Source organism: Stenotrophomonas sp., assembly GCF_032061965.1.
Taxonomy (GTDB): Bacteria; Pseudomonadota; Gammaproteobacteria; order Xanthomonadales; family Xanthomonadaceae; genus Stenotrophomonas.
Map to the genome: position 1 here is coordinate 102,849 of NZ_DAMBEF010000010.1, position 26,606 is coordinate 129,454.

A 26,606-nucleotide genomic window follows, 5' to 3' on the forward strand; every position below is an offset into this window, starting at 1 on the left:
GCACGGGCATGGGCAATCTGATGTTGCGGGGCATGGTTCTGGTAACGGTGCTGTTGGCGCTGGCCGGTTGCGGCAAGCCGGCAGGCGTGCATTTTTTTGAACAGGGCCAGCCGGCCACGCTGGACGAATGGCATGTATTGCGGGTGCGTGATGGCCGCTTGTCGCTCAATGACGGGGTGGTGCCATATGACCTCAATACCCCGTTGTTCAGCGACTATGCCCACAAGTTGCGCACGGTATGGATGCCCAAGGGCCAGGCGGCCGGCTACCAGCCGGAACACGCGTTTGATTTCCCGGTGGGCACCATCCTCAGCAAGACGTTTTATTACCCCCTGCCGGCTGACGGTGCCGGCGATGGCCGATCGGTCGCGCGGACGCCGCCCTCGCAGTCATCACTGCAGGGCGAAAGCCTGGACCTGTCCAAAGTCCGCTTGATCGAAACCCGCTTGCTGGTGCATCGCAAGGAGGGCTGGGTTGCCTTGCCTTATGTCTGGAACAAGGAGCAGACCGCGGCCAGCCTGCAGCGGACTGGAGCGAGCGTCGACCTGGAACTGGTGGCCGCCGATGGCACGCGCGAGGCGCTGGCCTACCAGGTGCCGGACCAGAACCAATGTGCAGGCTGCCACGTCACCGACAACCGGTCCCGCAGGTTGCAGCCGATCGGGCCCAAGGCCAGGCACCTGAACCGTGATTTCGACTACGCCAGCGGCCGTGACAACCAGTTGAGCCACCTGGCGGAGATCGGCTACCTGAAGGATCTGCCGGCGCCGGAACAGGTGCCGCGCTCGGCTGATGCCAGCAATCCGAACGTTGCCCTGGATGCGCGTGCACGTGCCTACCTGGACGTGAACTGCGGGCACTGCCATAGCCGCACCGGGCCGGCGATCACCTCGGGGCTGTGGCTGGACGCGCCGACCCAGGATCATTTGAAGCTGGGTATCTGCAAGCAGCCCATTGCAGCAGGCAAGGGCACCGGCAACCGGCTGTATGACATCCAGCCCGGTGACGCCGATGCCTCGATCATCGCCTATCGCATCGATAGCGATGATCCGGCCGTGATGATGCCGGAGGTCGGACGGGCAGTCGTACACAAGGAAGGCGTGGCCTTGATCCGGCAATGGATCAACGAACTGGAAGCAAGCTGCGACACCGGTGGCGAAGGCCAGCCGGGCATTACAGGACCGCCGGCCGTTTGATGCCGGCTTTACACCTCACTGCGTGGGAGAGAGCGCGATGCGAGTGAAGCAAAGGAATCTGGTAATCGGGTTGCAGCGGGCCATGGCCGGGCTGATGGTGCTGGGGGTCGCGACCCCGGCAATGGCCCAGTCGGCGACGGAGGATGCTGCCACTACGCTGGATCGCATCACGGTCACCGCACAGAGCCGGCAACAGGAAATACAGGATGTGCCGATCGCGCTGCAGGTGGTGGACCAGGCCCTGCTCAGTGACGTCGCCGCCGAGAACCTGGGCGATATCGATGCCTTCGTGCCTGGCCTGGTGATCGATGCCGTTCAGCCAACCCAGCCTTCGTTCAAGCTGCGTGGCGTGGAAACAGACGATTTCGGCATCGGTACCGATCCCGCGGTGGGTATCTTTGTCGATGGCGTGTATGGCGGGCGTGGCGGTGGCGTGCTGTTGCCCTTCGTCGACGTGGAGCGCATCGAAGTGTTGAAGGGGCCTCAGGGCACCTTGTTCGGGCGCAATACCGCTGCCGGTGCGATCTCGCTGATCACCCGTCGGCCGCAGGCCGAGACGGAAGCACGTGCCACCGTGCGGGTCGGCAACTATGGCAAGAAATACGCTGACGCCATGTGGAACATCCCCACCGGTGATAACTCCGCGTTGCGCTTCAATGCCCTGATCAATACCAGCGACGGCTGGTTCCAGGATGGCGCCACCGGCAAGGACCTGGGCGGCGAGAATGTATGGGCGACGCGCGCGGCCTGGCAATCGCGATTCGGCGACAACACCACCGCTTACGTCAGCTGGGACCACGAGAGCCTGGACCAGAACGGCCGTGTCACCACGGGCATCGTGGCGCTGCCGGATTACCCCGCACGGCCGAGCGTGCCGGTGGATCCGGACGACTATCTGGACCCGCGCAAGATCAAGACCTACAGCGATGCGGACAACGCCGAGTGGCGGACCTTCGATGGTGTCAGCCTGATCATCGACCATGCCTTGTCGTGGGGAAATTTCACCTCCACCAGCTCCTGGCGCAAATACGACTCCACCAACCACACCGAGGAAGACGGCACCAACCGCTACGACCTGTACGTGGACTCGAAGAACACCGAGAGCAACGAAACCCTTTACCAGGAGTTCAAGTTCTCCGGCAGCAACGCGCGCTTCGACTGGGTGGCTGGCGCCAGCTATTTCGACGAGGACGCGCGCCAGACCAGCGAGGTCAACACCAACACCGAGGCCGTGGACAACATCGTACGCAACATGGGCATCGCGCCCACGCCCGATGGCAGCCTGTTCAACTTCACCTCGATGCTGGCGCAGATGAACGGCATTCCCATTTCGTTGGTCGGCGAGAAGTGGAACGAACGCTTCGCCAATACCTTGGGCACCCGATCCTATGCTGCTTTCGGTGACGTCATCTGGAAGGCGACCGACCGACTGAACCTCACCTTCGGCCTGCGCTACACGCGCGATGAGAAGGACTTCACCTGGCTCAATACGCCGCGCAATGCCCCGGGCCTGGAGGCCAAGCTGGACACGCTGGAGGCGCTGGGCTTCTTCCAGGCGCTGGCGCAGATGGGGGTTCCGATCACCCGCGAGTTGCTGACCTTCGACATGGCCTTCATCGATGCGCCGGCCATGGTCAACAAGGGCAAGCTGGTGCGCGACAAGAAGAGCTGGAGCGACTGGAGCCCGCGCTTCGTGGTGGATTACCACCTCAATGACGACACCATGGTGTTCGGCTCACTGGCCAAGGGCTACAAGGCCGGCGGTTTCAACGCATTGCAGATCGGGCCGGCGTTCGAGAACGAGGATGTGTGGAACCTGGAGATCGGCTTGAAGCAGAGCTTCGATCGGTTCTCCTACAACCTGTCTGCCTTCCACTACCGCTATGACAACCGCCAGGCCATCCGCCTGGTCGATCCGGACCCAAACAATCCCGTCGACATCCCGGTCTATGTGTTCGACACCAGTGACCTGGAAGCGACGGGCGTGGACTTCGACATGCGCTGGAAGGTCACCGATGGCCTCACCCTGGATGCGGCAGCGGAGTGGATCGATTCCAAGTACAAGAACTACGTGACGCCCGAAGGCGTCGACCTGGACGGTGCCGCTACCGGTGAACCGCGCTTCACTGCGTCGGCGGGTGCGGTGTACCTGGCCGATCTGGGGGGCAATGGCCAGCTGCGCTTCTCGCTGCGTCACGCCTATCGGGGTGCGGTGCGCTGCAACGCGGGCTCCGAGCTGCAGGGCGATTGTGGTATCAGCAGGTTGCTCAACATCGGTGAATCGCAGCAGCGCACCGACGTGCGCGTGGGCTGGACCTCGCCGCTGCAGCATTGGACCTGGGCGGTGTATGCCAACAACGTGTTTGACAAGCAGTACGTGCGTGGCCTGAACACCTATGGGCGAGATCCCTTGGGTGTGGTCGGCGCCACCATCACCGATCCGCGAACCTACGGCCTGGAGATGACTGTGAAGTTCTAAAAATGTTGCCTGCGCAAAAGGCTCCCCTCTCCCGCTTGCGGGGTGAGATGGACAGTTTACGAGCCACCGATTCGCTGTCCATCGAACGCCCTTGCGTCAGCGCAAGGGCCGGGGCGCGGAGCGGGGGTTGGGGGTGAGGGCCTATTCGCCACGTACATTTACCGCAACAAGGCGCCGATCGACATCGCCACAGGAAACCCGCGGCGAAACTGTAGGAAACCCCGGCGTCAGCTGACGCCGGGGTTTCTGTTTGCGGCGCATGACGGCATCCTTATGTCATGCCTGCACGCCGTGAACCCGCCATCCTCGATCTTTCCACCGAACCGCTGAGCCGTCTGGCCGGGGTCGGGCCCCGGGTGGCAGCCAAGCTTGAAGCCCGTGGTCTGACGACCTTGCAGGACCTGTGGCTGCACCTGCCGCTGCGCTACGAAGATCGCACCACGCTGTTGCCGATCCGTGCGTTGAAGGCGGGCATGGCCGCGCAGGTCGAGGGCAGGGTGGAAGCGGTGGAGCGGGGCTTCCGTTATCGGCCGGTGCTGCGGGTGGCGATCAGTGATGACTCCGGTGCCACCCTGGTGCTTCGGTTCTTTCATTTTCGAGCCGCGCAGGTGGCGCAGTTCGCGGTGGGCCGGCGCCTGCGCGCCTATGGCACGCCGCGGCCTGGCCAGCACGGGTTGGAGATCGTCCATCCCAGTTATCACGTACTGGGCGACGGCGAGGATGCCGCGCTGGGGCAATCGCTGGATCCGGTCTATCCGGCGGTGGAAGGCATTGGTCCGGCCAGCCTGCGCAAGCTGATCGGACAGGCATTGGACCGCCTGCCGGATGCAGCGGCGCTGGAGTTGCTGCCAGACAGCTTTCTGGCAGGGCTGCAATTGCCCTCACTGCGCGAGGCGATGCTGACCATGCATCGTCCCCCGAGGGATGCCGATATCGCCGCGCTGGCCGCAGGGACCCATCCGGCACAACGGCGTTTGGCGATGGAAGAGTTGCTGGCCCATCACCTGAGCCTGCGTCGCCAGCGTATCGCCTTGCAGCAGCACCGTGCACCGTCGCTGCGCGGGCGCGACGGGCTGGTCAAGGCGCTCCTGCAATCGCTGCCGTTCCGCCTGACCGGTGCCCAACAGCGCGTGTTCGACGAGATCCGCAAGGATCTGGCGCGTGCTCACCCGATGCTGCGCCTGGTGCAAGGTGACGTCGGCTCCGGCAAGACCGTGGTTGCCGCGTTGGCGGCGATGCTGGCGGTTGAGCGGGGCAAGCAGGTGGCACTGGCCGCACCGACCGAGCTGCTGGCCGAGCAGCACCTGGCCAACCTGCGCAGCTGGCTGGAGCCACTGGATATCCGCGTCGCCTGGCTGGCCGGCAAGGTCACCGGCAAGGCGCGCAGCAAGGTGCTGGAAGAGGTTGCATCCGGGCACGCCCAGGTGGTGGTCGGCACCCATGCGTTGATGCAGGAAAACGTGGTGTTCAACGATCTGGCCTTGGCCATCGTCGACGAACAGCATCGCTTCGGCGTGCACCAGCGTCTGGCATTGCGCGACAAGGGCGCCGCTGCCGGGGTGGTGCCGCACCAGCTGGTGATGACGGCCACGCCCATCCCGCGCACGTTGGCGATGGCTGCATATTCGGACCTGGACGTGTCGGCGATCGATGAACTGCCGCCGGGGCGCACCCCGGTGCAGACCATCGTGATCAGTGCCGAGCGTCGCCCGGAGCTGGTCGAACGCATCCGCGTCGCCTGCCAACAGGGGCGTCAGGTGTACTGGGTCTGTACCCTGATCGAAGAAAGCGAAGAAGAGGCCGGGCCAGGCAATGCACGCATGGATGCCTCGGCTGCGCAGACCACCTTCGAGGCGCTGTCGGCGCAGTTGCCAGAGCTGCGCATCGGTCTGGTGCATGGGCGCATGAAGGCGGCGGAGAAGCAGGCTGCGATGCGTGCCTTCAAACAGGCCGAGACCGACCTGCTGGTCGCCACAACGGTGATTGAAGTGGGCGTCGACGTGCCCAATGCCTCCTTGATGATCATCGAGAACGCAGAGCGCCTGGGCCTGGCCCAGCTGCACCAGTTGCGTGGTCGGGTGGGTCGCGGCGCCACCGCCTCCAGTTGCGTGCTGATGTACCAGGCGCCGCTGTCGGCAATGGCGCGTGAACGCCTGGAAACCATGCGGCACACGTCCGATGGCTTCCTTATCGCCGAAAAGGATCTTGAACTGCGTGGCCCGGGCGAGTTGCTGGGTACGCGGCAGACTGGGCTGGCCGCATTCCGCGTTGCCGACCTGGCGCGGGATGCGGGCATGTTGCCGACCGTGCACAGCTTGGCCGAACGTTTGCTGGATGAGGCGCCAGCGCTGGCCGATCGCATCGTCAGGCGCTGGATTGGTGGCGCGGTACGCTATGCATCGGCCTGATTGCGTGCTTCCACTGTCATGGATGTGGTGACAGACTCCATGATCAACCAGAAGTGAAGCAGAAGATGAGCCAGAAGATACCGTTGCTGATTGATACCGACCCGGGCGTGGATGACGCGTTGGCGCTGCTGATGGCCTTTGCCGACGAACGCCACGACGTGGTGGGCTTGACCGTGGCAGCGGGCAATGTCGGCCTCGAATACACCGTGCGCAACGCGCTCAAATTGTGCGAAGTCGCTGGCCGTGAAGACGTGCCGGTGTTTGCCGGCACTCCCGATCCGCTGGTCTATCCGGCCGAGGACGCCGCGCACGTGCATGGCCGTGACGGCTTCGGTGATGTGGACCTGCCGTTGACCGCGCGCAAGGTCGAGGCCGAGCACGCCGCGCTGGCGATCCTGCGTTTGTCGCACCAGTACGCCGGGGAGTTGGTGCTGGTGGCACTCGGCCCGCTGACCAACATCGCGCTTGCACTCAAGCTGGACCCGAGCTTGCCGAAGCGCATCAAGCGTTTTCTGGTGATGGGCGGTGCGATCACCGGCCATGGCAACATCACGCCGGCGGCGGAATTCAACATCGCCTTCGACCCGGAAGCTGCGCATATTGTTTTCAGCCAGTTCCCGCACACCGACGTCGCTGATTGGGAGGCGACTGTTGCGCATGGCCTGTTGCATCGCGATGTCGAGCAATGGTTGGCGTCCGATACGGACAAGGCGCGTTTCTATGAGCTGATCTCGCGGCAGACGCGGCTGTGGTCCGAAGACAGCCGCGGTGAACGCTGGTACGCCGCCGATGCGTTGGCCATGGCGTGGGCATTGCAGCCTGAAGGGGCGACCCGGGTCGAGCAGCGCCCGCTGTCTATCGAGCTGACCGGCAACCGCAGCCGCGGCGCCACCATCGTCGACTGGAACCGGCAGACTGGCGCGGCGGACAATACCGCCCTGCTGATCGGCTATGACCAGGAGCGGTTCGAGGCCCAGGTACGGCGGGCGTTGGGGCTGTAAGGCAGGTGATTGGCCCCGACTTGCTTGTCGGGGCAATGCCTGCCTATAATGGCGGTCTTGACCACCAGCCCACACGGTGCGAGCCCATGAAGGCCGATATCCATCCCGATTACCACAACGTCGTTTTTCACGACGTGACCTCCGATTTCAAGTTCCTGACCCGTTCGACCATGTCCTCCAAGGAAACGGTCAAGTGGGAAGACGGCGAAGAGTATCCGCTCGTCAAGGTTGAAATTTCCTCGGCTTCGCACCCGTTCTATACGGGCAAGCACAAGGTTATCGATACCAGCGGCCGCATCGACAAGTTCCAGAAGCGCTACGCGCGCTAATCGAACGGGTTGTTGCTGTCCCGACAACGGCCGCGCCCTGCGCGGCCGTTGTTTTGTCTTGTCCGTCGTACGGCTGAACCATTGCGGAATCTGGCGGCTTTGCCAGCGCGACGCTGTGTCGCAGGCAAACCCCCGCCTATAAGACTTTTGTCTTCGCAATCTGCAAATGCTGCTGTGCGATAATCGTCGGAACCGCAGTGGAAAACTGCGGAATTCCTTCACGCGCCTGCCCGCACCCCAATCGTCAGGACAGGCGCCTTCCACTTGAGGAGCGCACACTGTGTCCGATCTTGATCAGGTCACGCTCAACGCCGGCGAAAAGTCGGTCGTTCTGCCTGTCGTCAAACCCGTCCTGGGCAATAACTGTGTCGATATCTCGAAGCTGACCAAGGAAACCGGTCTCTTCACCTACGACTCTGGCTACACCGCTACCGCCAGCTGCAAGTCGGCTATCACCTACATCGATGGTGACAAGGGCGTGCTGCTGTATCGCGGCTATCCGATCGAGCAGCTGGCCGCCAAGTCCAGCTTCGTCGAAGTGGCCTACCTGCTGATCAATGGCGATCGTCCGAGCGCCGACCAGCTGAAGGCTTTCGAAGCCGAACTGACCGCTGAAGCCGGCGTTGATGATTCCATCAACACCTTGATCGGCAGCTTCGCCAAGGATGCACATCCGATGGCGATCCTGACTGCCTCGATCGCGCAGCTGTCGGCCAAGTACCACGCTTCGCTGGATCTGGACGACGCCGAACAGCGCCGCCAGGCTGCCGTGCGCCTGATCGCCAAGGTGCCGACCCTGTCGGCCCTGATCTACCGTCACGGCAAGGGCCTGCCGGCCAACAAGCCGGACACCTCGCTGGACTACGTCAGCCGCTTCCTGAAGCAGACCTTCGAGTCGGCCGATGGCAAGTACGATCTGAACAAGGACGTGGTCAAGGCACTGGATCTGCTGTTCATCCTGCACGCCGACCACGAGCAGAACGCCTCGACCTCGACCGTGCGTCTGGTCGGTTCCACCGGCGCCAACCCGTATGCTTCGGTTGCCGCTGGCGTGACTGCACTGTGGGGCCCGGCACACGGCGGCGCCAACGAAGCCGTGCTGAAGATGCTGGAAGAGATCGGTTCGGCCGACAACGTCGAGTCCGCCGTGGTCAAGGCCAAGGACAAGACCTCGGGCTTCCGCCTGATGGGATTCGGCCACCGCGTGTACAAGAACTTCGACCCGCGCGCCAAGGTGATCGGTGAGATGACCAAGCAGGTGCTCGGCCAGCTCGGTGTGCAGGATCCGCTGCTCGACGTTGCCGTCAAGCTGGAGCAGGCTGCGCTGCAGGACGAGTACTTCGTCGCCCGCAAGCTGTACCCGAACGTCGATTTCTACAGCGGCATCATCTACAAGGCACTGAACATTCCGACCGAGATGTTCACCGTCATGTTCGCGCTGGGCCGCACCGCAGGTTGGGTGTCGCATTGGCTGGAACAGCAGGTTGATCCGGAAATGAAGATCGGCCGTCCGCGTCAGGTCTATACCGGCCACGACGTGCGCGACTACAAGTAAGGGCGTCGGCGCAGTGATGCGCCGCCTCCGCTGCTTGCAAGGCCCCGCTTCGGCGGGGCCTTTTTCATGTGCGCTATCCACATAGCTTGTGCGGGGGTGGTGACACAAGTTGTGGATAAGCCCGCACAACCGTTGTGTGGCGTGCCTTTTCAGTGCGTGGTGATATTTTGTCCAGCTGCGCCGGCAAGCGTTGTAGTGCCGAGCCATGCTCGGCAATGGACGCTATCGGTAGAGCTTCTGCCGAGCATGGCTCGGCACTACAGGGCAAGTGTTGCGGCTTTGTGGTTTACACCGCACCTGCCAGGGGAGCGGAGGTGGCCAGCAGTTGCTTGAGCTGCGCCAGCGTTGCGCGCGGCAGGGGCTTGCCGTCGTCGGGTGAGACGGGCGGTTGCCGTAATGCGTCCTCGGGTAGCACCAACAGTTCGAAGGCAATGCCGTCGGCGGCGAACTCCCAGCCCGGAAAGTGCTGGCGGCCTGCATGGCCGGCCAGTTGCAGCGACCAGGTCCTGGCTTCGGCGGGGATGTGCTGCTCATGCAGAAAACGTTGCACAGCATCGGCATCATCGCAGTGCAACTGCAGGGTGACCGGGCTGTTGTCGCCGGCAACACCGCTTAGGACCGGGCCCACCAATCTCGGTTGGAAGGCCTGCAGGAACTGCATGGCCTGCACGGCCGATTCGCGGCGTTGGCGCAGTGCGCCGGGTTGCTCCGTCGCGGCGAACAGCCGCTGGTGCTCGCGCAGGGCCTGCTCAACGTCGGCCAACCTCGGCCACAGGCCTTCTTCATGGATGCCGAGCTTGGCAGCCGCCTTGCGGCGGGCGTGTTCGAAGTCGTGGATGCCGCTCTCTGCGATCAGGCGTGCCGCCTCCTGCGCGATCAGCAGGCGTTCGCGTGGGGCACGGCGGGTGGTCTGCGGGGATGGCGGCATCGGGCTCCTCCGGTGGAATGCGAGCCCGATTGTAGGCAGGCGGCGGGCATTGCGTCCCGCCGCTGTGGCTGCGATCAGAAAATATCGAACGCGGCGTCGTTGGTTGCCTGGTCCTGTTGCTGGAAGTCGAAATCCTGCATGCGCTCCAGGTCCTCGGTCTTCACCCATTCGGTGGCGCCATTCAGCGTCGCCTCGACCATCCCCGACGGCGGATCGTTCTTGGCGATGGGGGCATCCTTCAGCGCCACCCGCATGTAGTCGATCCAGATCGGCAGGGCAGCCTTGCCGCCGTATTCGCGGTAGCCCAGCGAGCGGAAATCATCGCGGCCAACCCATACCGTGGTGACCAGCGGGCCGCCAAAGCCGGAGAACCAGGCGTCGCGGTGGTCATTGGTTGAGCCGGTCTTGCCACCCACGTCCTCGCGGCCCAGCACCTTGGCGGCGGTGCCCGTGCCGCGCTGGACCACGTCGCGCATCATCGACACCAGCTGATAGGCGGTGCGCTCGTCGATGGCGCGTGGCGCGGTACGGGCATCCGGGTTGACCGGCTTCGGCGGTTCCACCGGCGCATCCGGCTTGGCGGCCGGCGCCTGGGCGGTAGCTGCCGCAGGCTCGGCGCCGAAATTGAAGCCATCGACGACCTGGCTGGCCGGCGCAGCGCCTGGCGTGCTGAGGCCGCCGCAACCGCGGCAGGCCATGGCCGGGTTTTCCTTGAAGATGACGTTGCCGTCGCGGTCCTTGATCTCGTCGACGATCCAGGTGTCCACCCGCGAGCCGCCATTGGCAAACACCGCGTAGCCGCGCGCGACCGACAACGGGGTCAGCGAGGCGGTACCCAGTGACATCGACAGGTTCGGCGGCAGCTCGGCTTCCTGGAAGCCAAATTCGCTGATGTATTTGCGCGCATAGTCCACGCCGACGCTGTCCAGCAGGCGAACCGAGACCAGGTTGCGTGATTGCACCAGCGCCTCGCGCAGGCGCATCGGGCCGCGGAAGCCGCCGCCGTCGTTCTGCGGCTGCCAGGTCTTGCCGCGGCGGTCGCGGAATACCACCGGCGCATCCAGCACGATGGAGGCCGGGTTGAAGCCCTTGTCGAACGCGGAGGCGTAGATGAAGGGCTTGAAGCTCGAACCCGGCTGACGGCGCGCCTGGGTGGCGCGGTTGAACTTGTTGCCGGCAAAGCTGAAACCGCCCACCAGGGCGCGCAGGGCGCCGCTGTCGGCATCCAGCGAGACCAGTGCGGCCTGGCCGCGTGGGATCTGATCGATCAGCCACTCGCCTTCCTTGCTGCCGGCACGCACGCGGACCATGTCGCCGCGGGTAAGCAGCTTGGCCGGGCTACGGGTGGTCCAGCGGGTGGCGGCCACCGGCAACACCAGCTCAGTGCGATCGGCCAGCACCACCGTTACGCCACCGTCGGCATGGGTGGCCGAAACCACCGCGGGCATCAGGCCGGCCTGCGCCGGGATGCCGGCAAGATTGCGCGCCAATGCGGTGGCGTCGGCATCGGCGGCCACGTCGAAGTGCTGCTCCACGCCATGCCAGCCATGGCGGTGGTCATACAGCGTCAGCCCGTCGCGCACGGCCAGGTTGGCCGCTTCCTGCATGGTCGAGTTGATGGTGGTGGTGACGTGGTAGCCCTTGTTGAGCGCGTCCTCGCCGTACTTGGCGATCATTTCCTGGCGCACCAGTTCGGCCACGTACGGCGCGTAGACCTGCACCGGCGGCTCATGCGGGCTGGCATGCATCGGCACGGCCTTGGCGGCGTCTGCCTCGGCCTGGCTGACGTAGCCAAGCTCGGCCATGCGCTGCAGCACATAGTTGTCGCGGCGCTGGCGCGCGCGCTCTGGGTTGCTGAGCGGATTGCCGCTGGAGGGGAACTTGGGAATGCCCGCCAGCGAGGCCATTTCGTCCAGGTCCAGCTCGGCCAGCTTCTTGCCGTAGTAATACTCGGCGGCCGCGCCAATGCCGTAGGCGCGGTTGCCGAAGAAGCTCTTGTTCAAGTAGAGCTCGAAGATCTCGTCCTTGCTGAGCTCGCTCTCGATCTTCCGCGCCAACAGGATTTCGGCGAACTTGCGGGTGTAGCTGACCTCACTGCTGAGGAAGAATTGCCGCGCAACCTGCTGGGTAATGGTCGATCCGCCGGGCACGCCTTCCTTGGAGCCGGTGCGCATGATCATCCAGATTGCGCGGCCCACGCCCTTGTAGTCGACGCCGTCGTGTTGGTAGAAACGGGCGTCCTCGGTGGCAAGGAAGGCCTGCTTCAGGCGCTCCGGAACATCCTTCATCTGGATCGGATAGCGGCGGGTCTCGCCGAATACCGCCATTAATTTCCCTTCACTATCATAGACATACATCGGCTCCTGCAATTCGACATTGCGCAGCGCCTGCACGTCCGGCAGTTTGGAAGAGACAACGTAATAGAGCGAGCCAGCGGCGATCGCACCCACCAGGGCGAGGGCGACGAAGAGGGCAAGCAGCCAGCGCAGCCAGCGGCGAAAACGTGGCATCCAGAGGTCCCGATTGCGGATTTCGTAGCCGCAGAGTATAGATTACGCAGGGGAACGGCTGGGGCCGTACCCTGGGGAGAGTAAGGGGAGATCACTTCAGGGCCGTGATGCAGATCGCGTCTCCGGCCTTGGGTGGTTGCCAATTGCTGTAAATCCGTTATTAATGCGCGGACGCAAAAAGTGCGTCCAAGTGCCCGTCGGCAGGGGAGAATCCGTGGGGCTTATCCCAAAAAGTCAGGCGCCTACCATTGGCGTCGACATCAGTTCGACTGCGGTAAAGCTGCTTCAGCTTTCCCGCAGTGGTAACCGTTTCCGCGTGGAACATTACGCTGTGGAACCTCTGCCGCCGAATGCGGTGGTGGAAAAGAACATCGTGGAAGTCGAGGCCGTCGGGGAGGCGATCCGACGTGCAGTGGCGCGTTCAGGCACCCGTGCCAAGAATGCGGCCGCCGCCGTGGCCGGTTCGGCGGTGATCACCAAGGTGATCCCGATGCCGGCCGACCTGGATGAAGGCGAGATGGAGGCACAGGTCGAGCTGGAGGCGGTGAATTACATTCCGTACCCAATCGACGAAGTGAACCTCGATTTCGAAGTGCTGGGCGTGGTGCCGAACAACCCGGAGATGGTGCAGGTGTTGTTGGCCGCATCCCGTTCGGAGAACGTCGAGCTGCGTCAGTCCGCGCTGGAACTGGGTGGACTCACCGCCAAGGTGATGGACGTGGAAGCGTTCGCCATCGAGAACGCCTTCGGCCTGGTGGCCAGCGAGCTGGCCGTGCCCAGCGACGGGCTGGTTGCCTTGGTCGACATCGGTGCGACCATGACGACCCTCAACGTGCTGCGCGGCGGTCGTAGTCTGTACAGCCGCGAGCAGGTGTTTGGTGGCAAGCAGCTCACCGACGAGGTGATGCGCCGTTATGGCCTCAGTTACGAGGAAGCGGGTCTGGCCAAGCGCCAGGGCGGCTTGCCGGAAAGCTATGAGGTCGAGGTGCTTGAACCGTTCAAGGAAGCGACAGTGCAGCAGATCAGCCGCCTGTTGCAGTTCTTCTACGCCGGCAGTGAGTTCAACCGCGTTGACCATATCGTCCTGGCCGGTGGGTGTGCGGCCTTGATCGGTTTGCCGACGATGGTGGAAGAACAGCTGGGCGTGGCCACCACGGTTGCCAATCCGCTGGCGCAGATGACGTTGGGCCCGAAGGTGCAGGCGCATGCGTTGGCGCAGGACGCTCCCGCGTTGATGATCGCGACCGGTCTGGCCATGAGGGGATTTGACTGATGGCACGGATCAACTTATTGCCGTGGCGCGCCGAGCGCCGCAAACAACGCCAGCGCGAGTTCTACGGCATGCTGGGCTTTGCCGCAATCGCAGGCGTGGTGCTGTCGGGCCTGTTTTGGTTCTTCTACAGCCAGCAGATCAGTGGCCAGCAGGAACGCAATGCCTTCCTCGAATCCGAGATCGCCAAGGTCAAGGAGCAGAACAAGGAAATCGAACGCCTGGACAAGCAGAAGGATCGTCTGCTGGCCCGCAAGAAGGTGATCGAGGAACTGCAGGGCAAGCGTTCGCAGATGGTGCACCTGTTTGATTCGCTGGTGCGCACCATCCCTGATGGTGTGGTGCTGACGGCACTCAAGCAGGAAGGTGAAACCCTGACCCTGGAAGGACGCACGCAATCCAATGCGCGTGTCAGTACCTATATGCGCAACCTTGAGGGCTCTGGCTGGATGAGCAATCCGGAGCTGACCATCATCGAGGCGCGGGCACAGGAAACGGGCGGCAAGGTGATCGACGTCAAGTCCCTGCCGTATGTGTTCACCCTGAAGGTGCAGTTGCCTTCGCCGAGTGATCCGGCCAATCCGCAAGACGAGGTTGTCGTTGCTCCGGCTGCAGGCGCTGCTGCGCCTGTCGCGGCACCAGCGGCGCCGGCTCCTGCCGTCGCACCGGTCGCCACGCCACCCGCCGCGCCGGCAGCACAGCCTGCTGACAAGGTTGCGCCTGCGCAGAAGGAGGCTCGCTCGTGAGCAAGAAATTCAGTACCAAGGACTTGGATTTCAACAATATCGGCAACTGGCCGCGCAACGCCAAGATGGTGTTCTGCGTACTGCTGGCGCTGGTGATCATGGCGCTGGCCTACCTGTTGGTGATCAGTGGCCAGCGCGAAGAGCTGGAGGGCCTGGAGGCCAAGGAAGCATCGTTGCGTACCAGCTTTGAAACGGAGCAGGCGCGCGCGGTGAACCTTGAGCCGCTCAAGCAGCAGCTCGCCCAGATGGAGCAGGTGCTGCAGCAGATGCTGCGTCAGCTGCCCAGCAAGACCGAGATGCCGGACCTGATCATCGACGTGTCGCAGACAGCGCTGTCCAGTGGTCTGAACAACGAGTTGTTCCAGCCGGGCCCGGAGTCGCTGAAAGAGTTCTACGCCGAGAAGCCGATCGCGCTGCGGCTGGTGGGCAGCTACCACCAGTTTGGTGCCTTCGTCAGCGGCGTGGCTTCGCTGCCACGCGTGGTCATCCTGACCATGCATGACATCAACCTCAAGCCGAAGGACCCCAAGGGTGTGATTACCGCAGGTGGGGCGCTGGAGCTGGCTGGTACGGTCAAGACCTACCGCTATCTCGACGATGCCGAACTGGAAGACCAGGAAAAGGCAGCGGCCGAAGCGGCCAAGGCTGCCAAGAAGGGAGGGAAGTGAGCATGCGCAAGACTTTCTCCCTGGCCATCGGCATGATGAGCGTGGTGATGCTCGGTGGCTGCATGCGCAGCGTGACCAGCGCACCGACTGACCCGGGCAACCTGGAGAAGTATGTCCAGGATGTCCGCAATCGCCCGGCTGAACCGCTGGAGCCGTTGCCGGTGATGCAGCAGTTTGAAACCTTTGAGTACGCAGCGCAGGGCTTGCGCGATCCGTTCAGTGATGCCTGGGTATCGGATGATGGCAACAATCAGTTGCGTCCGGACCCGAATCGCCGCAAGGAACCGCTGGAAGCCTTCCCGCTGGATGCCTTGGACATGGTCGGTACCATTGGCAACGGCGCAGGTGCCGTCGCCTTGGTAATGGGCCCGGACAAGGTGACCTATCGCGTGCGCCCCGGGGTGTACATGGGCCAGAGCGATGGCCGTGTAACGGGTGTGCGCGAAGATGGGATTGAGTTGATTGAACTGGTGCCGGACGGTGCAGGTGGCTGGCTGGAACGCCCAGCCTCGCTTGCACTGGACGATCGTTGATTGATTAGGGGATAGCACGATGACTTTTACCAAAGCCCTGAGCCTGCGTCCCATCCGGCGCCATGCACTGGTCCGCGTCTGCGCCCTGGGAGTGGCGTTGGCAGCGGTGTGCGGCTCTTCATTCGCAGCGCAGCCGCTGGCTGCCGGTGGCACGACCACTGGCGTCCAGCAGGCCGTGTCTGCGGTTTCCGTAAGCAAGATCGATTTCAAACGTGGTGAGGATGGCTCTGGCCGCCTGATCCTGCAGTTCGACGGCCAGGGTGCAAGCCCGGACCTTCGCAGCCAGGGCAACAACGTGGTGGTCGATGTTGGCAACGCGATGCTGCCGGCTGAACTGCAGCGTCCGATAAACGTGGTGGATTTTGCCACGCCGGTGCAGCGCATCGACGCCAAGCCGTCCGGCGCCGGCGGCGCACAGCTGGTAGTGAGCAACAACGGCCCGATCGAGTCACTGGCTTACCAGACCGGCAACGAGTACGTGGTTGAAATCACCGCGCGCAAGGAAGCCCCGGCAACTGGCGCGGTGACTTCCAGGACGGTGGCGCAGGCTGCTGCGACGGTGGCCGCGCGCGGTTACAGCGGTCGTCCGGTGACCTTCAACTTCCAGGACGTGCCGGTGCGCACCGTGCTGCAGTTGATCGCCGAGGAGTCCAACCTCAACGTGGTTGCCTCCGACACGGTGCAGGGCAATGTGACCCTGCGTCTGGTCAATGTGCCGTGGGACCAGGCGCTGGATATCGTCTTGCGTGCCAAGGGCCTGGACAAGCGTCGCGACGGTGGCGTGATCTGGGTTGCGCCGCAGCCGGAGCTGGCCAAGTTCGAGCAAGACAAGGAAGACGCGCGCATCGCGATCGAAAACCGCGTTGATCTGGTCACCGAGTACATCCAGATCAACTATCACAGCGCGGAAGCCATCTTCAAGGCGGTTACTGAAGCCAAAGGCGTTGGCAACGGTGGTAGCAGCGGTGGCGGCGGTAGTGGCGGCGGAAGCAGCGGCGAACAGGAGAATGGCTTCCTCTCCTCACGAGGCAGGCTGGTTGCCGATGAACGCACCAATACGCTGATGGTCAGCGATATCCCGAAAAAGGTCGCGCAGATGCGCGAGCTGATCAGTGTTATCGACCGTCCGGTGGACCAGGTGCTGATCGAAGGCCGCATCGTGATCGCATCCGATAACTTTGCTCGCGATCTCGGTGCCAAGTTCGGCATTGGCGGTACCCGCAAATACAACAACGGCGATAACACCGCCACCATCGGAAGCAATGCCAGCGGCGGCGCCAATGCGGGTCGTGGGCTCAATGTGAGTTTGCCGGCAGGTACGTTTACCAGCGTTTCGCCAGGTGGCGCACCGAGCATTGCCTACACGTTGCTCGGCGCCAACTTCAACCTGGACCTTGAGTTGTCCGCGTTGCAGGAAGAGGGGCGCGGTGAGGTGATTTCCAACCCGCGCATCGTCACTGCCAACCAGCGGGAAGGCGTGATCAAGCAGGGCAAGGAAATTGGCTATGTCACCATCACCGGTGGCACCAATGGCCAGGCCGCAACCGCGAACGTGCAGTTCAAGGAAGTATTGCTGGAGTTGAGGGTCACGCCGACGATCACCAAGGACAACCGCGTGTTCCTCAACATGACGGTCAAGAAGGATGAAGTTGATGATTTCATGGAGGTTGAGAACTTCGGCAACGTCCCGATCATCAACCGCCGTGAGGTCAACACTGCAGTGCTGGTTGAAGACGGCCAGACCGTTGTGGTCGGTGGCGTGTACGAGTTCAGTGATCGCAGCAGCGTGAGCAAGGTGCCGTTCCTGGGCGATATCCCGTTCCTGGGCAACTTGTTCAAGAAGCGTGGTCGCAGCAAGGACAAGGCCGAACTGCTGGTGTTTGTGACGCCGAAGATCCTGCGCGTGGCGCAGGCCGCCCAGTAAGGCGGATTGGCAATCAGGAAAAGGGCCGCGTTCAGCGGCCCTTTTCCGTTGTGGGTGCCCGGTTGGAACCATTTCACGCAGGATCGGTCAAACTGCGCCTATGAACCTGCCCCCTCAGCTTCCCATCCAGAGCGATGCAGTAGTCCGCAACAGCGACCTGCACCAGGAATTCACCGCCTTGCGCGACGCCTTGTCGGCCGAGATCGTCGGCCAGGCGCTGCTGGTCGACCGTTTGCTGGTCGCCCTGTTGGCCGATGGCCACCTGCTCGTTGAGGGCGCGCCGGGACTGGCCAAGACCACGGCCATCCGTGCCTTGGCATCCCGCATCGATGCCAGCTTCGCGCGTATCCAGTTCACCCCGGACCTGCTGCCGGCGGACCTGACCGGCACCGATATCTGGCGCCCGCAGGAAGGCCGTTTCGAATTCCAGGCCGGTCCGATCTTCCACCCGATCCTGCTGGCCGACGAGATCAACCGCGCCCCGGCGAAGGTGCAGTCGGCGCTGCTTGAAGCCATGGGCGAGCGCCAGGTTACCGTCGGCCGCAACACCTATCCCTTGCCCGATGTGTTCCTGGTCATGGCGACACAGAATCCGATCGAGCAGGAAGGTACGTTCCCGCTGCCGGAGGCGCAGCTGGACCGATTCCTGATGCATGTGCGCATTGGCTATCCGGACGCAAGTGCCGAGACCGAAATTCTGCGACTGGCCCGTGAGCGCGCGCTGCGCGCGATGCAGCCACGCAGCGGCGCGGTGGAGAAGCTGTCGCTGCAGAAGATCGAGGCCGCGCGTCGCGAAGTGCTGGAGCTGCACATGGCGCCCCAGCTTGAGCGTTATCTGGTGGCGCTGGTGCTGGCATCGCGTGACGCCAGTGCTTACGACCCCGCATTGGCCAAGCGCATCGCCTGGGGTGCAAGCCCGCGTGGCTCGATTGCGTTGGAGCGTTGCTCACGCGCCCGTGCATGGCTGGCGGGGCGCGATTACGTGACTCCCGACGACGTACGTTCGGTGGCTGCCGACGTGCTGCGCCATCGCGTGCTGCCCAGTTACGAAGCGGCCGCCGAAGGCTGGGACGGCGAGCGCCTGGTCGCGGCCTTGCTAGATTGCGTACCGCTGCCCTGAGCGAGCAATGGTGTTCTCCCTCGATGACCTTTTCGCATGCCAGCAGGTACTGCCATGACCACGCCGACGCAGACCGTCGCTGACAGTGGCGCAGGCGCGGCAGATGGCATCCGACCGCAACTGGCCGAGTTGATCGCATTGCGTCGGCATGCGGCGCGCGGCCCCGCTGCGCGCCGCGGCAGCCATGCGCTGCGCGGCCAGGCGGCGTCGATGTTGCGCGGACGGGGCATGGAATATGCCGAATCACGCGAGTATGTCGCCGGTGATGATGCCCGCCACATCGACTGGAAGCTCACTGCGCGCAGCGGCGCGACCCACACCAAGACTTTCCAGACCGAGCGCGAGCGCGTCACCTTGCTGGTGGCCGACACCGCGCCAGCGTTGTATTTCGGCACCCGCGTACGTTTCAAATCGGTGCAGGCTGCACGTGCGGGGGCGGTGGCTGCCTGGTCGGCGTTGCGCGATGGTGATCGCGTTGCCGCCTTGCGTGGCACCCGCCAGCAGGCCTTGGTACCACCGGCAGGCGGCACCCGCGGGGTGCTGCGTGCCTTGGATGCACTCACGCGCTGGTATGGCGAACCACCGGCCGACGATGCCGGGCTGCAACATGCATTGGAGCAGGCCGCGCGACTGCTGCATCCCGGCGCGCGTGCGGTGGTGCTGGCAGACCCGGCAAGTGCACAGCGTGTTCCAGCCGCCACCTGGACGGCGTTGGCGATGCACGTGGAGGTGCGCTTGATCCTGCTGGTTGATCCTCTGGAAATGGACCCGCCGCATTGCGTGTTGCCGCTGGATACGCGCAACGGCCGTGTGCGCCTGGATCTGGCCGCCGACAGCGTCCGCGAGGCGTGGCATGAGGCCATGCTTGGCCCGGTCGAAGCGCTTTTCCGGCAATTGCCGGGGCGTCGCGTCCAGGTCAGCCGCCTGTCTACCGATGAAGCCAGCGATGCCTGGCTGACCAACGTCACTGCGGGGCAGCGCGGATGAGTTCGCAACTGCCGCTGCGCGATGTACATCTGCCTGCTGCGCCGAGCGTCTGGCCACCTGCGCCTGGGTGGTGGTTGCTGATTGCCGGCGTGCTGCTGGTGTTGGGTGCGTACCTCTTGTGGATGTGGCTGCGACGCCGTCGCCGGCAGCGTTGGCTGGCCTTGTTTGATGCGCAACTGCAGGCCACCGCAGCCGGTCCGGAACGTTTGGCGGCTGCATCCGAGTTGTTGCGGCGAGCGGCACGCCGCGTTGATGCGAATGCCGTGTCGCTGCAGGGAGAACCCTGGCTGCGCTTTCTTGACGGTGCCAAGGGGCGTGATTTCAGTGAAGGCGATGGACGGGTCTTGCTTGAGGGTGGGTTCCGACCGCAACTGGATGCAGCGCTTGTCGAGCGTGCCTGTGCGGTTGCGCGCGCACGCTTCATCACGTTGATGGCGGGGACGCGCTGATGCAGGCGCTGGTCGATATGTTGCCGGCGTGGCTGCCTACCTTTGCCTGGCCCTGGCTGTGGTTGGCTTTGCCATTGCCGTTGCTGATGTGGCTATGGCCGCTGCGCGAAGAGGCGGGCCCCGCGTTGCGTGTGCCCTATGACCCGGCACGGCTGCACCTGCAGGAGGCAGGCCGGCGTGGGAAGGGGCTGCTGTGTGCCCTGTTGCTGTGGCTGGGCTGGTTCTGCCTGGTGGCTGCCGCGGCACGCCCCCAGCAACTGGGTGCGCCCATAGAGCCACCGCGGCAGGCAAGGCAGATGATGCTGGCCGTGGACCTGTCAGGCAGCATGGGCGAGCCGGACATGCAGTTGGGCGCACGGGTGGTGGAACGCCTGACAGCAGCCAAGGCAGTACTGGCCGACTTCCTGGATCGCCGCGAAGGTGACCGGATCGGCCTGGTGGTATTCGGCCAGCAGGCGTATGCATTGACGCCGTTGACGGCCGATCGCGCCACCGTGCGCGAACAGCTGCGCGACAGCGTGGTTGGGCTGGCGGGCAACGAGACCGCCATCGGGGATGCCATCGCCTTGTCGGTGAAACGATTGCGTGAACAGCCTGAAGGCCAGCGGGTCCTTATCCTGCTGACCGACGGCATGAACACCGCCGGCGTCCTGGAACCCCTGAAGGCTGCCGAGCTGGCCAAGGCGGAAGGCGTGCGTGTGTACACCGTGGCGTTTGGCGGCAGCGGTGGTATGTCGCTGTTCGGCGTGCAATTGCCCGGTGGCGAAGATACGGTGGACGAACAGACCCTGGGCAAGATTGCCAGCGAGACCGGCGGGCGCTTTTTCCGTGCGCGTGACACCGATGAACTGGCAGGCATCTATGCCGAACTGGATCGGCTGGAACCGATAAAGAGTGCCGGCCCCGCGGTGCGTCCGCGCATTGAACGTTATGTCTGGCCGTTGGGTATGGCCATGCTGTTTGGCTTCATCGGCTTGGCCTGGCGGGGGGGGCGCCGATGAACGTGTTGCATGACCTGCATTTTCTGCGGCCTGAGTGGTTGTGGGCCTTGCTGCTGGTCCCTGCCGTCTTGATGGCCAGCCTGTGGCTGCGCCGGCGGCGCCTGCGTTGGCATGAGGCAGTGGATGCGCATTTGTTGCCGCAGCTGCTCAGCGGCGGTGGCAGGCACGGATGGGCGGGTTTATTCGCCTTGCTGTTGGGCTGGGCACTGGCAGCCCTGGCCATGGCAGGGCCCAGCTGGCGACAGCTGGAGCAGCCGCTGTGGCAATCCAAGACACCGCTGGTGATCGTGCTGGATTTGTCTTCCAGCATCCGCGCTGCCGACATGCCGCCCTCGCGCCTGCTGCAGGCCCGGGCCAAGCTCGCGACGCTGCTGCGTGAGCGCAAGGGTGGCGAAGTTGCTCTGGTCGCTTTTGCGTGGGAGCCATTCACGGTGGCGCCCTTGACCGATGATGCGGCCAATGTTGCGTTGTTCCTGGATGCGCTGGGGCCTGAAGTGATGCCGGTGGATGGCCACCATGCCGACAAGGCGCTGGCCTGGGCGGGCGCCTTGCTCAAGCAATCCGGCGCGCGGCGCGGCGACGTGTTGTTGTTGACCGATCATGCCGACACCGCCGCTGTCGCCGCTGCCACGCAGCTGCGCATCGCCGGTTACCGCGTATCCGCGCTGGGCCTGGGTAGCGTGCAGGGCGCGTCCTACCGCGACGTGCGTGGCAGCATCGAACACGCCCATCTGGATGAAACCTCGCTGCGGGCGCTGGCCACTGCCGGTGGCGGCAGCTACCAACGCCTGGGTCGGGATGCATCGGATCTGCAGGCGTTGGGTGTGCTGCAGCCGCAACTGCAGGCACAGGACCAATCCGCGCCGGGGGCAGGCAAGAGCTGGCAGGACGAGGGCTACTGGCTGTTGTTGCCCTTGCTGCTACTGGCGACGTTAGCGTTCCGTCGGCCGCGTGGCGCAGCAGCGGTGTTGGCGCTTTGCCTGGTGCTGCCCATCATGCAGCCGGCAGCCGCAGCCGAGCAGGGAGGCTGGTGGCAGCGCAGTGACCAGCGTCAGCATGAACGTTTGAATCAAGGCGTGGATGCCTATCGGCAAGGGGATTTCGCCACGGCGCAGAAGCAGTTCCAGGGCATCGACAGCGACGAAGGGCTGTACAACCTGGGTAACGCCCTGGCCCGGCAAGGGAAGTACGACGAGGCCATTGCGGCTTACGATCAGGCACTCAAGCACAATCCCGGCATGGCTGACGCTGTTGCCAACCGCGCTGCCGTGGATGCGGCACGCAAGCGCAAGCCTCCGCAGGGGCAGCGGAACGGCGGCCAGCAGGATTCCTCCAAATCGCCGCAGGACAAGGGCAAGCAGGGTCAGCAAGGCCAACAGGGTCAGCAGAACCAGCAGAACCAGCAGAACCAGCAGAACCAGCAGAACGGCCAGTCGCAGAACGGGCAGCAGGGTCAGCAGGGTCAGCCTGCGCAGTCGTCGCAGCAGGGACAGCAGGGGCAGCAGCAGAACCCGGGCAGTCCTGGTCAACGCGGTGAGCCGCAAACGCCGAAGGCGGAGAACGCCGGCGACCAGCAGCAAGCCGACCAGGCTCAGCGCCAACGCATGGCCGAGGCGGTTCGCCAGCAGCAGGCGCAACAGGATGGAAGCCAGGCAGCCAAAGCCAAGGCGCTTGCGGCCATGACCCCTGAGCAGCGCGAGCAGCAACAGGCGGTGGACGCATGGATGCAGCGTGTACCGGATGAGCCGGGCTCACTGTTGAAAGCAAAATTCCAGCTCGAGTACGAGCGTCGGATGCGGGAACAACGATGACAAGGTTTCAATGGCGCGCGTTCGCGCAAGTCGGCTTGGTGCTCTGGCTGCTGGCCGTGATGGGCTTGGCGCAGGCACAGACCCGCGCGTGGCTGGACCGGGACAGCATCAACCTGGGGGAAACCGTCACCCTCAACATCGAGACCGATCAGTCGGCGGCACCCGACTACGCGCCCTTGCTGACCGAGTTCACCCTGAGCAACCAGACCAGCAGTCGGCAATTCCAGCTGACCAATGGAACGGCCAGCAATCGCTCCGTCTACGGTGTGGTCCTGGCTCCTCGCCGCAACGGCGAGCTGGCCATCCCCGCACTGAGTGTTGGCAGCGCAAGCACTGCGCCATTGCAGCTGGTGGTGGGACAGGCGCCGCTGAACACCGGCAACGGCGAGGCCTTGGCCTTCATCGAAACCGAAGTGGATGACAGCAAGCCCTATGTCCAGCAGAGCGTGGGGGTGGTGGTAAGGCTGTACTTTGCGACCCAGCTGGCATCGGGTGAGTTGGTGCTGGATACGCCACCGGGCGCATCGTTGCAGCGGGTGGGCGATGACCGTACCTCCGTGCGCGAAGTGGGCGGGCGCCGCTACAACGTGGTCGAGCGCCGCTTCCTGCTGATTCCCGAGCGCAGCGGTGCGCTGGCGGTGGCAGGGGCGCGTTTCAGCGGGCAGGGCGCCGGCGGTTTCTTTGACGACTTCTTCGGCCGCGACAACGGCCAGCTCAGTGCCCGTGGCCCGGACCAGACCCTGCAGGTGCAGGCGATCCCCGCGGATGCGCCGCAACCGTGGTTGCCGCTGAAGAACCTGCAGCTGCGCTATACCGCAGCGCCGACCAGCGGGCGCACCGGCGAAGCCATCACGCTGGAAGTCCAGGCCACCGCCACCGGCGTGACCAAGGCGCAGTTCCCGGAGTTGCCGGTGCCGTCGTTGGGGGATGCCGCACAGGTATTTGCCGAACCGCCGCAATACGACGAAACCTTCGTGGGCGGCAGCCCGCAATTGAAGCTGACGCGACGCTACTCCATCGTGCCGCAGCAGGTGGGCAGCTTGAGCGTGCCCGGCATCCAGATGCCGTGGTGGGACGTGGCAGCAGGACAGGCGCGTACCGCCAGCGTGCCGCCCTTGACACTGCAGGTCAGCCAGGGCGCAGGCGGACTGGCTGCGCCACCCTTGCCGCAGGCATCGGCAGCCGCCGCTGCGGCGAGTGCACTGCCGGCGTCGGTAACCGTCGATGGCAGTGGTCATGGCATGGTTTGGTTGTGGCCGGCGCTGGCCGCAGGCTTCGCCTTGCTGTGGCTGGCCACCCTGGTCTGGGCCTTGACCCGACGCCGCGAGCCGAAGGCGATGGAAGGGACACGCAAGCCGATTGCCGGCAGTGCGCAGGCCGCGCGTTACAGCGTCGCCGACCTGCGCCGGGCGCTGGAGAGTGGTGGTCTGGACGAAGTCGCCCACATCCTGGTGGATATGGGGGGAGTGGCAGACCTGGATGCGGTCGTCGCGCGTCTGGAGCCGGCCGAGCAGCGCGAGGCCGTGCAGCGCATGCAGCGTGCACGCTGGGGCGGGGAGGGCGATGTCACCCAGGCGCGTGCGCGCCTGCGTGAGGTATTCAAGGCTGGGCCGCGTTGGCGTGGTGCCGTGCCGGTGGCGGAAAAGCCCCTGTTGGATCCTCTCTACCCAGGTCAAAGCTGAAAAGGGCGCTGCAAAGCGCTCTGTTAAGCTGATTCATTCTCGAGGGAAACCACCGATGGCCAACGCAGCAAAGACCCCCGCCAAAATGCCGTTTCATTGGAAGATCGGAATAGGCTTTGGCGTTGGCCTGCTGGTGGGCCTGATCGTGCACATGCTCAGCCCGGGTGCGGACTGGGTGCATACGGTCACCACCTACATCACCACGCCGGTCTCGGGCCTGTTCCTGAGCCTGATCTTCATGCTGATCGTGCCGCTGATCTTCTCGGCACTGGTCATGGGTGTGTCGGAGATGGGCGACATCCGTGCGTTGGGACGCATCGGCTGGAAGTCGCTGGCCTATACGGTGGTGTTGTCTGGTATCGCGGTGTTGATCGGCCTGGTGCTGGTCAATCTGCTCAAGCCCGGTGCCGGCGTGGACCCCAATGTGGCGGCGCAGTTGCTGGCGGAGAACGCCGAGCGCAGCAAGGAGATCGTGGCCGGTGCCGGCTCCCAGCCCAAGGGCATGGAGATGCTGCTGTCGATCGTGCCCAACAACGTGCTGGAGGCGGCCTCCGACAACGGCAAGATCCTGTCGTTGATGTTCTTCGCGCTGATGCTCGGCATCGGCATGGTGCTGTCGCCGGCCGAAAAGGTAGCCACACTGCGCAAGGCGATCGAGGGCCTGTTCGAGATCTCGATGACCCTGATCAACCTGGTCATCCGCCTGGCACCGTATGCGGTGGCCTGCTTCATGTTCAACCTGGCGGCGATCTTCGGCTTCAGCCTGTTGATCAAGCTCAGCGCCTACGTTGGCGTGGTGGTGCTGGCGCTGGGGCTGCACATGTTTGTCACCTACGGCATCGCGGTGAAGCTGGCCGGGCGTTCGCCGGTGAAATTCTTCCGCGACACCCAGGAGGCGACCTTGATGGCGTTCTCCACCGCCTCGTCCAATGCGACCTTGCCCACCGCGATGCGTGTGGCTGACGAGATGGGCTTCCCGCACAAGGTCTCGCGCTTCGTGCTGACCGTGGGCGCAACCGCCAATCAGAACGGCACGGCCTTGTTCGAAGGCGTGACGGTGATCTTCCTGGCCCAGTTCTTCGGGGTGGACCTGAGCATCGCCCAGCAGTTCATGGTGATGGTGGTGTGCATCCTGGGCGGTATCGGCACGGCGGGTGTACCTTCCGGTTCGCTGCCGGTGGTGGCCCTGATCTGCGGCATGGTCGGGGTCAATCCGGTCGGCATCGGCCTGATCCTGGGCGTGAACCACTTCCTGGACATGTGCCGCACCGCGCTGAACGTCACCGGCGACCTGGCCCTGACCACCCTGGTGGCGCGTGGCGAGAGCGATGACGAGACCGGCCGGCATCACCCGCAGGGCTGAGCCTGCCTGGTTCGCGCCGCTGACGGCCATCCTGAACGGGGTGGCCGTTTTGTTTTGGGGTAGGCCTTCCCCGCGCCCTGGCCCTTGCGGTGGCGCAAGGGCGTTCAAGGGACCACGGACCTGCGGTTCGTCAGCGGGCCCCCTTCGCCCCGCAAAGGGAGTGGGGCTCGCATGGGTGCAGGCCGAGATGCTGCCGGTCACTGCTGCTTCAAGCCCCTCTTCCCTTGCGGGAGAGGGCTTGGGGAGAGGGGCAGCTTGAGCCCAAAAGCCCCCGCAGCCAGCCCATATGCAAACGGCCGTCCAGTTTTACGCCCTGATCCCGGCGGTAGCTTGTGGGACAATAGGCCGCCCGCAGTTCCGCGGGAGCCTCCTGATTCTGACGACCCATGACGCAGCCCACCCGCCGCCAGTTGGCGAACGCCATCCGTTTCCTTGCCGCTGATGCGGTAGAAGCCGCCAAGTCCGGTCATCCCGGCATGCCGATGGGCATGGCCGATATCGCCGAAGTGCTCTGGAACGACTATCTCCGTCACAACCCGAACAACCCGCAGTGGTTCAACCGCGACCGTTTCGTGCTGTCCAACGGTCACGGCTCGATGCTGCACTACGCGCTGCTGCACCTGAGCGGCTACGACCTGCCGATCGA

General features: G+C 64.2%; 20 protein-coding genes and 1 pseudogene. 19 read left to right on the plus strand and 2 right to left on the minus strand.

The window, feature by feature from the left end; all coding sequences use genetic code 11:
• Window positions 1-8 precede the first annotated feature (8 nt).
• The 6 genes from RT460_RS07565 (at window position 9) to RT460_RS07590 (ending at window position 8,968) form a co-directional block, all read left to right on the plus strand.
• The gene (locus tag RT460_RS07565) at window positions 9-1,196 is read left to right on the plus strand and encodes an SO2930 family diheme c-type cytochrome (RefSeq protein ID WP_313318174.1); all 1,188 of its coding nucleotides are present in this window, start codon (window positions 9-11) and stop codon (window positions 1,194-1,196) included.
• 82 nt (window positions 1,197-1,278) lie between these two features.
• Window positions 1,279-3,675, plus strand: a complete 2,397-nt coding sequence (locus RT460_RS07570) for a TonB-dependent receptor (protein WP_313318175.1) — start codon at window positions 1,279-1,281, stop codon at window positions 3,673-3,675.
• Between the two features lie 278 nt (window positions 3,676-3,953).
• A complete protein-coding gene (gene recG / locus RT460_RS07575) occupies window positions 3,954-6,083 on the plus strand; it encodes an ATP-dependent DNA helicase RecG (protein ID WP_313318176.1) in 2,130 nt (709 codons plus the stop codon).
• 65 nt (window positions 6,084-6,148) lie between these two features.
• Entirely contained in the window at window positions 6,149-7,084 is a 936-nt protein-coding gene (locus tag RT460_RS07580) for a nucleoside hydrolase (protein WP_313318177.1), read from the plus strand.
• Between the two features lie 86 nt (window positions 7,085-7,170).
• Entirely contained in the window at window positions 7,171-7,413 is a 243-nt protein-coding gene (locus tag RT460_RS07585) for a type B 50S ribosomal protein L31 (RefSeq protein ID WP_054657059.1), read from the plus strand.
• A 280-nt stretch (window positions 7,414-7,693) separates the two neighbouring features.
• Window positions 7,694-8,968, plus strand: a complete 1,275-nt coding sequence (locus tag RT460_RS07590) for a citrate synthase (protein WP_313318179.1) — start codon at window positions 7,694-7,696, stop codon at window positions 8,966-8,968.
• 286 nt (window positions 8,969-9,254) lie between these two features.
• On the opposite strand, the gene RT460_RS07595 is transcribed toward RT460_RS07590, so the two are convergent.
• Window positions 9,255-9,896, minus strand: a complete 642-nt coding sequence (locus tag RT460_RS07595; RefSeq protein WP_313318180.1) for a hypothetical protein — start codon at window positions 9,894-9,896, stop codon at window positions 9,255-9,257.
• A 74-nt stretch (window positions 9,897-9,970) separates the two neighbouring features.
• The gene (locus RT460_RS07600) at window positions 9,971-12,406 is read right to left on the minus strand and encodes a penicillin-binding protein 1A (protein ID WP_313318181.1); all 2,436 of its coding nucleotides are present in this window, start codon (window positions 12,404-12,406) and stop codon (window positions 9,971-9,973) included.
• A 214-nt stretch (window positions 12,407-12,620) separates the two neighbouring features.
• Between RT460_RS07600 and RT460_RS07605 the strand changes: the two genes are divergently transcribed.
• The 13 genes and pseudogenes from RT460_RS07605 to RT460_RS07665 all read left to right on the plus strand — a co-directional run.
• Window positions 12,621-13,679: a pilus assembly protein PilM gene (locus RT460_RS07605; RefSeq protein WP_345785081.1), complete on the plus strand. Its 1,059-nt coding sequence runs from the start codon at window positions 12,621-12,623 to the stop codon at window positions 13,677-13,679.
• Window positions 13,679-14,422: a PilN domain-containing protein gene (locus tag RT460_RS07610; protein WP_313318183.1), complete on the plus strand. Its 744-nt coding sequence runs from the start codon at window positions 13,679-13,681 to the stop codon at window positions 14,420-14,422. Before RT460_RS07605 ends, RT460_RS07610 begins: the two co-directional genes overlap by 1 nt.
• Window positions 14,419-15,090: a type 4a pilus biogenesis protein PilO gene (gene pilO / locus RT460_RS07615; RefSeq protein ID WP_313318184.1), complete on the plus strand. Its 672-nt coding sequence runs from the start codon at window positions 14,419-14,421 to the stop codon at window positions 15,088-15,090. Before RT460_RS07610 ends, pilO begins: the two co-directional genes overlap by 4 nt.
• A 2-nt stretch (window positions 15,091-15,092) precedes the next feature.
• Window positions 15,093-15,623, plus strand: a complete 531-nt coding sequence (locus RT460_RS07620; protein ID WP_313318185.1) for a pilus assembly protein PilP — start codon at window positions 15,093-15,095, stop codon at window positions 15,621-15,623.
• A gap of 19 nt (window positions 15,624-15,642) precedes the next feature.
• Window positions 15,643-17,547 carry a type IV pilus secretin PilQ family protein gene (locus RT460_RS07625; RefSeq protein WP_313318186.1) on the plus strand — a complete coding sequence of 635 codons (1,905 nt, stop codon included), beginning with the start codon at window positions 15,643-15,645 and terminating at the stop codon, window positions 17,545-17,547.
• 100 nt (window positions 17,548-17,647) lie between these two features.
• Window positions 17,648-18,667, plus strand: coding sequence for an AAA family ATPase (locus tag RT460_RS07630; protein WP_313318187.1), 1,020 nt, complete (start codon window positions 17,648-17,650; stop codon window positions 18,665-18,667).
• Window positions 18,668-18,721: 54 nt separating this feature from the next.
• A complete protein-coding gene (locus RT460_RS07635; protein WP_313318188.1) occupies window positions 18,722-19,654 on the plus strand; it encodes a DUF58 domain-containing protein in 933 nt (310 codons plus the stop codon).
• Window positions 19,651-20,103: a DUF4381 domain-containing protein gene (locus RT460_RS07640; protein ID WP_313318190.1), complete on the plus strand. Its 453-nt coding sequence runs from the start codon at window positions 19,651-19,653 to the stop codon at window positions 20,101-20,103. The genes RT460_RS07635 and RT460_RS07640 overlap by 4 nt, the downstream gene beginning before the upstream one ends.
• Window positions 20,103-21,104, plus strand: a complete 1,002-nt coding sequence (locus RT460_RS07645) for a VWA domain-containing protein (RefSeq protein ID WP_313318191.1) — start codon at window positions 20,103-20,105, stop codon at window positions 21,102-21,104. Before RT460_RS07640 ends, RT460_RS07645 begins: the two co-directional genes overlap by 1 nt.
• Window positions 21,101-22,915 carry a tetratricopeptide repeat protein gene (locus tag RT460_RS07650; RefSeq protein ID WP_313318193.1) on the plus strand — a complete coding sequence of 605 codons (1,815 nt, stop codon included), beginning with the start codon at window positions 21,101-21,103 and terminating at the stop codon, window positions 22,913-22,915. Before RT460_RS07645 ends, RT460_RS07650 begins: the two co-directional genes overlap by 4 nt.
• Window positions 22,912-24,597 (plus strand): BatD family protein, encoded by a 1,686-nt coding sequence (locus RT460_RS07655; protein WP_313318195.1) that lies wholly within the window; start codon window positions 22,912-22,914, stop codon window positions 24,595-24,597. The genes RT460_RS07650 and RT460_RS07655 overlap by 4 nt, the downstream gene beginning before the upstream one ends.
• A 55-nt stretch (window positions 24,598-24,652) precedes the next feature.
• Window positions 24,653-25,960: a dicarboxylate/amino acid:cation symporter gene (locus tag RT460_RS07660; protein ID WP_313318196.1), complete on the plus strand. Its 1,308-nt coding sequence runs from the start codon at window positions 24,653-24,655 to the stop codon at window positions 25,958-25,960.
• A gap of 386 nt (window positions 25,961-26,346) precedes the next feature.
• Window positions 26,347-26,606 (plus strand): annotated as a pseudogene (locus tag RT460_RS07665) (transketolase); the annotation flags it as partial.

What these genes read in the sequence shown, in the direction of transcription:
- RT460_RS07565 (WP_313318174.1), top strand. Translation starts at nt 9, where the DNA reads ATGGGCAATCTGATGTTGCGGGGCATGGTTCTGGTAACGGTGCTGTTG.
- RT460_RS07570 (WP_313318175.1), top strand. Translation starts at nt 1,279, where the DNA reads ATGGCCGGGCTGATGGTGCTGGGGGTCGCGACCCCGGCAATGGCCCAG.
- recG (WP_313318176.1), top strand. Translation starts at nt 3,954, where the DNA reads ATGCCTGCACGCCGTGAACCCGCCATCCTCGATCTTTCCACCGAACCG.
- RT460_RS07580 (WP_313318177.1), top strand. Translation starts at nt 6,149, where the DNA reads ATGAGCCAGAAGATACCGTTGCTGATTGATACCGACCCGGGCGTGGAT.
- RT460_RS07585 (WP_054657059.1), top strand. Translation starts at nt 7,171, where the DNA reads ATGAAGGCCGATATCCATCCCGATTACCACAACGTCGTTTTTCACGAC.
- RT460_RS07595 (WP_313318180.1), bottom strand. Translation starts at nt 9,896, where the DNA reads ATGCCGCCATCCCCGCAGACCACCCGCCGTGCCCCACGCGAACGCCTG.
- RT460_RS07600 (WP_313318181.1), bottom strand. Translation starts at nt 12,406, where the DNA reads ATGCCACGTTTTCGCCGCTGGCTGCGCTGGCTGCTTGCCCTCTTCGTC.
- RT460_RS07610 (WP_313318183.1), top strand. Translation starts at nt 13,679, where the DNA reads ATGGCACGGATCAACTTATTGCCGTGGCGCGCCGAGCGCCGCAAACAA.
- RT460_RS07620 (WP_313318185.1), top strand. Translation starts at nt 15,093, where the DNA reads ATGCGCAAGACTTTCTCCCTGGCCATCGGCATGATGAGCGTGGTGATG.
- RT460_RS07625 (WP_313318186.1), top strand. Translation starts at nt 15,643, where the DNA reads ATGACTTTTACCAAAGCCCTGAGCCTGCGTCCCATCCGGCGCCATGCA.
- RT460_RS07630 (WP_313318187.1), top strand. Translation starts at nt 17,648, where the DNA reads ATGAACCTGCCCCCTCAGCTTCCCATCCAGAGCGATGCAGTAGTCCGC.
- RT460_RS07635 (WP_313318188.1), top strand. Translation starts at nt 18,722, where the DNA reads ATGACCACGCCGACGCAGACCGTCGCTGACAGTGGCGCAGGCGCGGCA.
- RT460_RS07640 (WP_313318190.1), top strand. Translation starts at nt 19,651, where the DNA reads ATGAGTTCGCAACTGCCGCTGCGCGATGTACATCTGCCTGCTGCGCCG.
- RT460_RS07645 (WP_313318191.1), top strand. Translation starts at nt 20,103, where the DNA reads ATGCAGGCGCTGGTCGATATGTTGCCGGCGTGGCTGCCTACCTTTGCC.
- RT460_RS07650 (WP_313318193.1), top strand. Translation starts at nt 21,101, where the DNA reads ATGAACGTGTTGCATGACCTGCATTTTCTGCGGCCTGAGTGGTTGTGG.
- RT460_RS07655 (WP_313318195.1), top strand. Translation starts at nt 22,912, where the DNA reads ATGACAAGGTTTCAATGGCGCGCGTTCGCGCAAGTCGGCTTGGTGCTC.
- RT460_RS07660 (WP_313318196.1), top strand. Translation starts at nt 24,653, where the DNA reads ATGGCCAACGCAGCAAAGACCCCCGCCAAAATGCCGTTTCATTGGAAG.